4 protein-coding genes and 2 tRNA genes are annotated in these 7,623 nt (G+C 71.9%); 1 reads left to right on the top strand and 5 read right to left on the bottom strand.

The window, feature by feature from the left end:
* Positions 1 to 24: 24 nt before the first annotated feature.
* The 5 genes from UK12_RS31200 to UK12_RS31180 form a co-directional block, all read right to left on the bottom strand.
* Positions 25 to 97, bottom strand: a tRNA-Glu gene (locus tag UK12_RS31200).
* A gap of 21 nt (positions 98 to 118) precedes the next feature.
* Positions 119 to 190: transfer RNA gene (locus tag UK12_RS31195), tRNA-Gln, on the bottom strand.
* A 200-nt stretch (positions 191 to 390) separates the two neighbouring features.
* On the bottom strand, positions 391 to 1,920 hold the full coding sequence (gene gltX, locus UK12_RS31190; RefSeq protein WP_045306573.1) for a glutamate--tRNA ligase: 1,530 nt from the start codon (positions 1,918 to 1,920) through the stop codon (positions 391 to 393).
* On the bottom strand, positions 1,913 to 2,713 hold the full coding sequence (locus UK12_RS31185) for a fumarylacetoacetate hydrolase family protein (protein WP_045306572.1): 801 nt from the start codon (positions 2,711 to 2,713) through the stop codon (positions 1,913 to 1,915). The genes gltX and UK12_RS31185 overlap by 8 nt, the downstream gene beginning before the upstream one ends.
* Before the next feature lie 217 nt (positions 2,714 to 2,930).
* The gene (locus UK12_RS31180; protein WP_045306571.1) at positions 2,931 to 3,158 is read right to left on the bottom strand and encodes a hypothetical protein; all 228 of its coding nucleotides are present in this window, start codon (positions 3,156 to 3,158) and stop codon (positions 2,931 to 2,933) included.
* A gap of 545 nt (positions 3,159 to 3,703) precedes the next feature.
* Here UK12_RS31180 and UK12_RS31175 point away from each other — a divergent pair.
* The coding region (locus UK12_RS31175) for a sensor histidine kinase (protein WP_052682344.1) at positions 3,704 to 7,623 on the top strand (3,920 nt) is incomplete at its 3' end.

Raw genomic sequence — 7,623 nt, 5'->3', positions numbered from 1 at the left:
CTTGGCGATCCCTTGCGGGACCAGTACCCCCGACCGGATTCGAACCGGCGCTACTGCCGTGAGAGGGCAGCGTGCTAGGCCGCTACACAACGGGGGCTTGATCTTCACTTGTACTGCGCTGGGGTACCAGGACTCGAACCTAGACTAAATGAACCAGAATCACTCGTGCTGCCAATTACACCATACCCCACCAGAGTTGAACCCTTGCGAGCTCTTCTCGGGCGTTGCGCCTCTCGGTCGGTTCCCGACGGGGTTTCACTCCCTCGTCCGTTCCCTCCCGGGCGGCGCAGAAAGAACATTACCCGACGTCTGGCCTGGGTCCAAAATCGATAACCCCAGGCAGGGCGCCGGACGGCTGCGGACCAGGTCACGCAGCCGTCCGGACCGGGCTCAGGAGGCCGGGACGAGCTCCAGAGCGGCCGTCAGCCGGCGCAGCGTCTCGGCGCGGCCGAGCAGCTCCATCGACTCGAACAGCGGCGGCGAGACCCGGCGGCCCGTGACGGCCACCCGCAGCGGCGTGAAGGCGAACTTGGGCTTGATGCCCAGGCCCTCCACCAGCGCCTCGCGCAGGGCCGCCTGGATCGGCTCGGGCGTGAAGTCGCCCAGCTCCTCCAGCGCCTTGATGCTGGCCTCCAGAACCGGACGGGCGTCGGCGGTGAGCGCCTTGGCCGCGTCCTCCTCCTGGACCGTGAAGTCGGCGGGGTCGACGAAGAGGAAGCCCGCCATGTTGACGATCTCGCTCAGCACGACCATCCGCTCCTGGGTGAGCGGCGCCACCTTGGCGAGCAGGTCGAGCTGTTCGGCGGTCGGCTCCGCCGGCAGCAGGCCGGGGGCCTGCAGGTACGGGACCAGCCGCCGGACGAAGTCCTCCGGCGCCAGCCGGCGCAGGTGCTCGGCGTTGATCGCCTCGCACTTCTTCAGGTCGAAGCGGGCCGGGTTGGAGTTCACCTTGGCGATGTCGAAGGCGGCGACCAGCTCGTCCAGGGAGAACAGGTCCCGGTCCTCGGCGAGCGACCAGCCCAGCAGCGAGAGGTAGTTGAGCAGGCCCTCGCGGATGAAGCCGCGCTCGCGGTACAGGTTGAGGTTGGCCTGCGGGTCGCGCTTGGACAGCTTCTTGTTGCCCTCGCCCATCACGTACGGCAGGTGGCCGAAGCGCGGGGTGATGCCGGGTCCGACGCCGATCTCGGCCAGCGCGGCGTAGAGGGCGATCTGCCGCGGGGTGGAGGAGAGCAGGTCCTCGCCGCGCAGCACGTGGGTGATGCCCATCAGGGCGTCGTCCACCGGGTTGACCAGGGTGTACAGCGGGGCGCCGTTGGCCCGGACGATGCCGTAGTCCGGCACGTTCTCCGGCTCGAAGCTGAGCGTGCCGCGGACCAGGTCGTCGAAGGCGATGGTCTTGTCGGGCATCCGGAAGCGCAGGATCGGCCGGCGGCCCTCCTGCTTGTAGACCGCGACCTGGTCCTCCGTCAGCTCGCGGCAGTGGCCGTCGTAGCCGGAGGGCTTGCCGGCCGCGCGGGCGGCCTCGCGGCGGGCGTCCAGCTCCTCGGTGGAGCAGTAGCAGTGGTAGGCGTGGCCGGCCTGGTGCAGCCGCTGGGCGACATCGGCGTAGATGTCCATCCGCTGCGACTGCCGGTACGGCTCGTGCGGACCGCCGACCTCCGGGCCCTCGTCCCAGTCGAAGCCGAGCCAACGCATCGCGTCGAGCAGCTGGTCGTACGACTCCTCGGAGTCGCGGGCCGCGTCGGTGTCCTCGATCCGGAAGACCATCGTGCCGCCGTGGTGGCGGGCGAAGGCCCAGTTGAAGAGGGCGGTGCGGACCAGGCCGACGTGGGGGTTGCCGGTCGGGGAGGGGCAGAAACGGACCCGGACGCTCGGGTCCTTCGGGGTGGCCGGGGTCGTCCCCGGCTCGGTGCTAACCACGCTTGATCACCTTATTGGTGAGAGTGCCGATGCCTTCGATGGAGACGGCGACCTCGTCGCCGACGTTGATGGGGCCGACACCCGCCGGGGTGCCGGTCAGGATGACGTCGCCGGGAAGCAGCGTCATCGCCTCGGAGATGTGGACGATCAGCTCGGCGATCGAACGGACCATCAGGGAGGTCCGGCCGGTCTGCCGCAGGTCTCCGTTGACGGTGCAGGTGATCGCCAGATCGCTCGGATCGAGCTCCGTCTCGATCCACGGCCCGAGCGGGCAGGAGGTGTCGAAGCCCTTGGCCCGCGCCCACTGGCCCTCGCGCTGCTGGACGTCGCGCGCGGTGACGTCATTGGCGCAGGTGTAGCCGAAGACGATCTCCGGCACCCGCTCCAGCGGCACCTCCCGGCCCATCCGGCCGATCACCACGGCCAGTTCGGCCTCGTGCTGGACGTCCGAGGAGAACGGCGGGTACGCGATGGACTCGGTGGGGCCGATCACCGCCGTGGAGGGCTTGAAGAAGGTCAGCGGAACGTCCGGGACCTCGTTGCCGAGCTCCGCGGCGTGCGCCGCATAGTTCCGGCCAACCGCGACGATCTTGTTGGGGAGGATCGGCGACAGCAGGCGGATGTCCTGCATCCGGTAGCTCTCGCCGCTGAGCTGCATGGAGACGATCGGGTGCCCGGCCAGCGCGTGGACCACCAGAGACTCGGGCTGGGAGGGATCTCCCTCGACCACACCGAAGGAGACGCTGCCGGCGGCAGGGCTCCCTTCCCGGACGGAGAACCTGGCAATACGCACGGTTGGGAGCCTCTCGGTCAGTCGGGCACCGGCCTTACCGGGCCCTGCTCGAACGCCCTCAGGCTATCGCGTGGGCCACTGCGGGCCCTTCGCGCGCGGCCGGGCGCCGGATCTGCCCGCAGAAACCGGGCCACCGAAACCGGACAGCAGCAGCCGGACAGCAGAAAGGGACGCCCGCCGCCGCTGCGGCCGACGCCCCCTTCCGGACGACCCGCGGTCAGTCCAGCGGCGTACGCGGCGCCGGAGCGACCATCAGGATGGTGCGGCGCGGGTTTGCGGTGCTGGCGGGCAGCTCGGTGGCGTACTCGATCGGCTCCTGCGCACTGCGGGCGCCGGGCAGCTGGCTGAAGTCCTCGATGGAGGCCAGCGTGGTCCGACGCGGGTTCGCCGTGGGACGGCTGACGAGCGTGGACTTGGTGGCGGGCTGCTTCGCCGGCTGGGACATTGCGTCACACCTTGGGGTTCGGGGCCGACCCGAGGAGTCGGCCTGCGTGATTCCGGGCAGGCTGACCAACGCGCACTGCTCCGCCCAGCCAGAGTAGGGATCTCTTTCCACAGGCGCCGTGATCAAGGCTATACATTCGGCTGTGACTTTGCTCACAAATTCGAGAACAGAATACACATCGCGGACATTTCACACCCGCCGATCGGCCAGACAATTACGGCATTCCGGACAGAAGAGAACGTCTGCGACTCTTGGCGATCCACGGCCAAGTTGGCATGTATCCGGCGAGTGTCCGAAAAAGGCCGTATTCGGGCAGGGTTACCGTACAGTCCGTGAAAATGTGAGTGCGCTGGGTAGCTCAGGACACCGCCAGGTAACGCCCCTTGTTGGACTTCTCCCGCTGTGCTGGAATGCGACGGAAAAACTCGACACCGTTCCATCCGCGCCAGCGGAGAGGGACGCCCGGTCCAGAGGTTGCGACGCCAGTGCAGGGACGTTTCAAGAGGGGCAGCGGCGCCGCGGGTGACCCGGAGTCGCGCGAGCCCGTGGCAGGCCCCCACCAGGCAGCACCGATCACCGAGCCAGGTCACCAGGCCGTCGGCGGCAGCGCCGAGCCCGAACAGACGGGCTCCAGCGACGGCGCTCAGGAGGGCGAGGAAGCCACCGAGAAGCGCCGTTCCCGCCTGCGCGGAACCCTGAACCGCCGCCGCGCCACCGGTATCAGCCGGTTCGCGATGCGCAACTGGCGAATCCGTACCCGCCTGATAGCCCTGCTGCTGCTCCCCGTGGTCGTCTCCATCGTCCTCGGTGGTCTGCGCGTCCAGTCCTCGGTGCAGAACTCCAAGCAGCTGTCGCAGATGACCAGCCTCTCGGACCTGGCCCAGAAAGCCACCGCGCTGGCGAACGCGCTGCAGACCGAGCGCGACATCAGCGCCGGGCCGCTGACGACCAACAACAACCAGCAGGACCCCGAGGTCATCAACGCCCGCAAGACCACGGACACCCTGAGCAAGGCGTTCGCAACCAGCGCCGACAACTTCGACAACCTGGACCTCGCCGGCGGCAAGGCGCTGCTGCTCCAGGTCCGCAAGGACCTCAACCAGCTCTCCGAGGCCCGCAGCACCGCGTACACCAACTGGGACAACATCCAGGCCACGATCACCAACTACGACGTGATCATCAAGGACCTGCTGAGCATCACCCAGGACATCGCGATCGCCTCGAACAGCACCGAGCTGGTCAAGGTCACCCGCGCCCTGCAGCAGTTCTCGCTGGCCAAGGAGGCCGCGTCGATGCAGCGCGCGCTGATCAGCGCCGCGCTCGCCCGCCCCGGCGGCCAGGACCTGAGCACCTCGGACGAGACCTTCGGCATCCGGCTGCAGACCGCCGAGGACAACGCCAACACCAACTTCACCGCCATCTACGGCGACGCCGCGGCCACCGCGCTGCGCGCCCCGCTCACCTACAACCAGGTGATCGCGCAGGCCGAGCGGTACACCAAGGCCGTCCTCAACACCAACGGCATCAAGCAGGGCGACACCCGTACCTACAGGGACTGGTACGACAGCGCCACCGCGAAGATCACCGCCGAGCAGAAGATCGAGTCCTCGCTGCTCGAGGTCCTCGACGGCAAGGCCCAGCAGCTCCAGAACGACGCCGACACCGAGACCCTGATCAACGGCGCGCTGATCGCCCTCGTCCTCATCGTCTCCATCGCCGGTGCCGCCATCGTGGCCCGCTCGATGGTGCGCTCGCTGACCCGTCTGCAGTCCGCCGCCGAGGACGTCGCCGAGCGGCGACTGCCCGAGCTGGTCAAGACGCTCTCCGAGAGCGACCCGCAGGACGTCGACATCTCCATCGCCCCCGTCGGCGTCGACTCCGCCGACGAGATCGGCCATGTGGCGCACGCCTTCGACATGGTGCACAGCGAGGCCGTCCGGCTCGCCGCCGAGCAGGCCCTGCTGCGAGGCAACATCAACGCTATGTTCACCAACCTCTCGCGCCGCAGCCAGGGCCTGATCCAGCGTCAGCTCTCGCTGATCTCCGAACTGGAGAGCCGCGAGGCCGACCCGGACCAGCTCGCCAGCCTCTTCAAGCTGGACCACCTCGCGACCCGTATGCGCCGCAACGGCGAAAACCTCCTCGTGCTCGCCGGTGAGGACCCGGGCCGCCGCTGGACCCGGCCCGTCCCGCTGGTCGACGTGCTCCGCGCCGCCGCCTCCGAGGTGGAGCAGTACGAGCGCATCGAACTCGCCGCCGTCCCCTCGGCCGAGGTCGCCGGCCGCGTCGTCAACGACCTCGTCCACCTGCTCGCCGAGCTGCTGGAGAACGCCACCTCGTTCTCCAGCCCGCAGACCCGCGTCCGGGTCACCGGTCACGCGCTGCCGGACGGCCGGGTGCTGGTCGAGATCCACGACACCGGTATCGGCCTCTCCCCCGACGACCTCGCCGAGATCAACGAGCGGCTGGCCAGCCCGCCGACCGTCGACGTCTCCGTCTCCCGCCGCATGGGCCTCTTCGTGGTCGGCCGCCTGTCCCTGCGACACGGCATCCGGATCCAGCTGCGCCCCAGCGACTCCGGCGGCACCACCGCGCTCGTCATGCTCCCCATCGACGTCACCAACATGGGCGACCGCCCGGGGGGCCGTCCCGGCGCCGCGCAGGCCAAGCAGCAGCGCGGGGTCGCACCGGCGCCGCGGCAGGGCCGTGGCGGTGCCGCCGAGGCGCTGTCCGGCCGCCAGGCCGCCGCGCTCGGCCAGGGCCCGTCCGGCGGTGCGCCGACCGGCCGTCCGCAGCTCGGCCAGGGCCCGCAGGCCGGTGGCCGCCCGGGTGCGCCCGGTGGCACCCCGAACGGCCTGCCCACCCGCGATCCCAAGGCCACCCTGCCCGGCGGCCCCAACAGCGGACAGCCCAACCCCGGCCGGCCCAACCCGGGACAGCCGGGCAGCGGCCCGGCCGACGGCCCGAACGGCCTGCCCGGCCGCGACCCGAAGCCGGCCCCGGCCGGTGGCCCCGGTGGCGGCCTGCCGACCCGTGCGGTCGGCCAGTCGCTCCGCGAGAACCCGACGCCCGGCCAGCCGCCCCGCCGTACCCCGGGTGCCACCGGCGCCCCCGGCGGCCCGGGTGCCACCGGTGCGCCGGTCGGCCCCGGCGGCGGTCTGCCGCGCCGTGGCGAGGGTCAGCCCGGTGCCGGACGTCCGGGCCCGGCGCAGGAGCGTCCGCGCCCCAACCCCGAGCAGCCGCAGCACAATCGGGCCGAGCAGCCCTCCGACAACCGCCTCCCCGGCCGTCCGGCCCGGGGCGAGCAGGGCCGTCCCGGCCAGGAGCTGCCCACCCGTCGTCCGCAGGGCGGCCCCGCGCAGCCCCTGCAGGCCGGTGCGGCCCCGCAGGCCCCCCAGGCCGCCGCGCAGCCGCCCGCCGCCCAGCCGCCCGTGCCGCAGGCTTCGGCCCAGGTGCCGGCACCGGTCCAGGCTCCGGCCGAGACCACGGGCCAGTTCGCCCGGCCCCGCTTCGAGGCCAGCCAGATCGACCCGCGTGACCCGCTGGGTCTCGGCCTGGTCGAGCCGGTCCTGCCCAGCGTGCCCAACCCGGCCGCCCCGCAGGTGCCTTCGGCCCCGCAGCCGCCCTTCCAGCAGCAGGCCCCCGGGCAGCCGCAGGCTCCGGCCATCCAGCCGCCGCAGCCGGGTCTGCCGCCGGCCGGCCAGCAGCGGCCGGCCCCGCAGCGCCAGCAGCCGATGGCGCTGCCGACCGGTCCGGGGCTCTCGGGTCCCCAGAACGGGGACGGCTCGCCGTTCCAGCCGCAGCCCATGGGCGGGCCGCAGGACCGGCCGCGCCCGAGCTACCAGCCGCAGCGTCCCGGCACCTCCGCGCCGGGCGCCCCGGCGGACCAGGCCCCGCAGCAGCGGCCCCAGCAGTCGCAGCAGCAGCGGCCGCAGGCTCCCCAGGGCCGGGCCCCGCAGCCGCAGCAGCGCCCCGAGCAGGAGCGCCCGCGCCCGGCCGCGCAGGACCCGTTCGCCCCGCAGCCCGGCCGCCCCGGTCCGGCTACGGGCCAGCCCGGTCAGCTGACCGGTCAGCCGGGCCAGCCCGGTCAGCCCTCGGACGCCCCGTGGCGCCCGTCGGCGAACGACGAGCGCTGGCGCCGCGCCGAGCAGGTCCGCCAGCCCTCGACCAGCGGTATGACCCTCTCGGGTCTGCCCCGGCGTACGCCGCAGGCCAACCTGGTCTCCGGTACCGCCGAGGCGGCGCCGCTGACCGGCCCGCAGGTCTCCCGGGCGCCCGAGGAGGTCCGCGGCCGGCTCACCAACCTGCGTCGCGGTATCCAGCAGGGCCGTCAGGCCGGTGCGGGCACCGGGACGACACCGGCGGCCGGTACGCCGATCCCCGGCGCTCCGGGCGCGGGCGCGCCCGGAGGCAACCCCGGTGGCGCCGACTCCCAGAGTCGGCGACCCACCCGTCCGCAGCGGTT

Origin of the sequence: Saccharothrix sp. ST-888 (assembly GCF_000955975.1) — a bacterium.
Taxonomy (GTDB): Bacteria; Actinomycetota; Actinomycetes; order Streptomycetales; family Streptomycetaceae; genus Kitasatospora.
This window is presented reverse-complemented; position numbering and strand designations above follow the sequence as displayed.

What these genes read in the sequence shown, in the direction of transcription:
- UK12_RS31180 (WP_045306571.1), bottom strand. Translation starts at nt 3,158, where the DNA reads ATGTCCCAGCCGGCGAAGCAGCCCGCCACCAAGTCCACGCTCGTCAGC.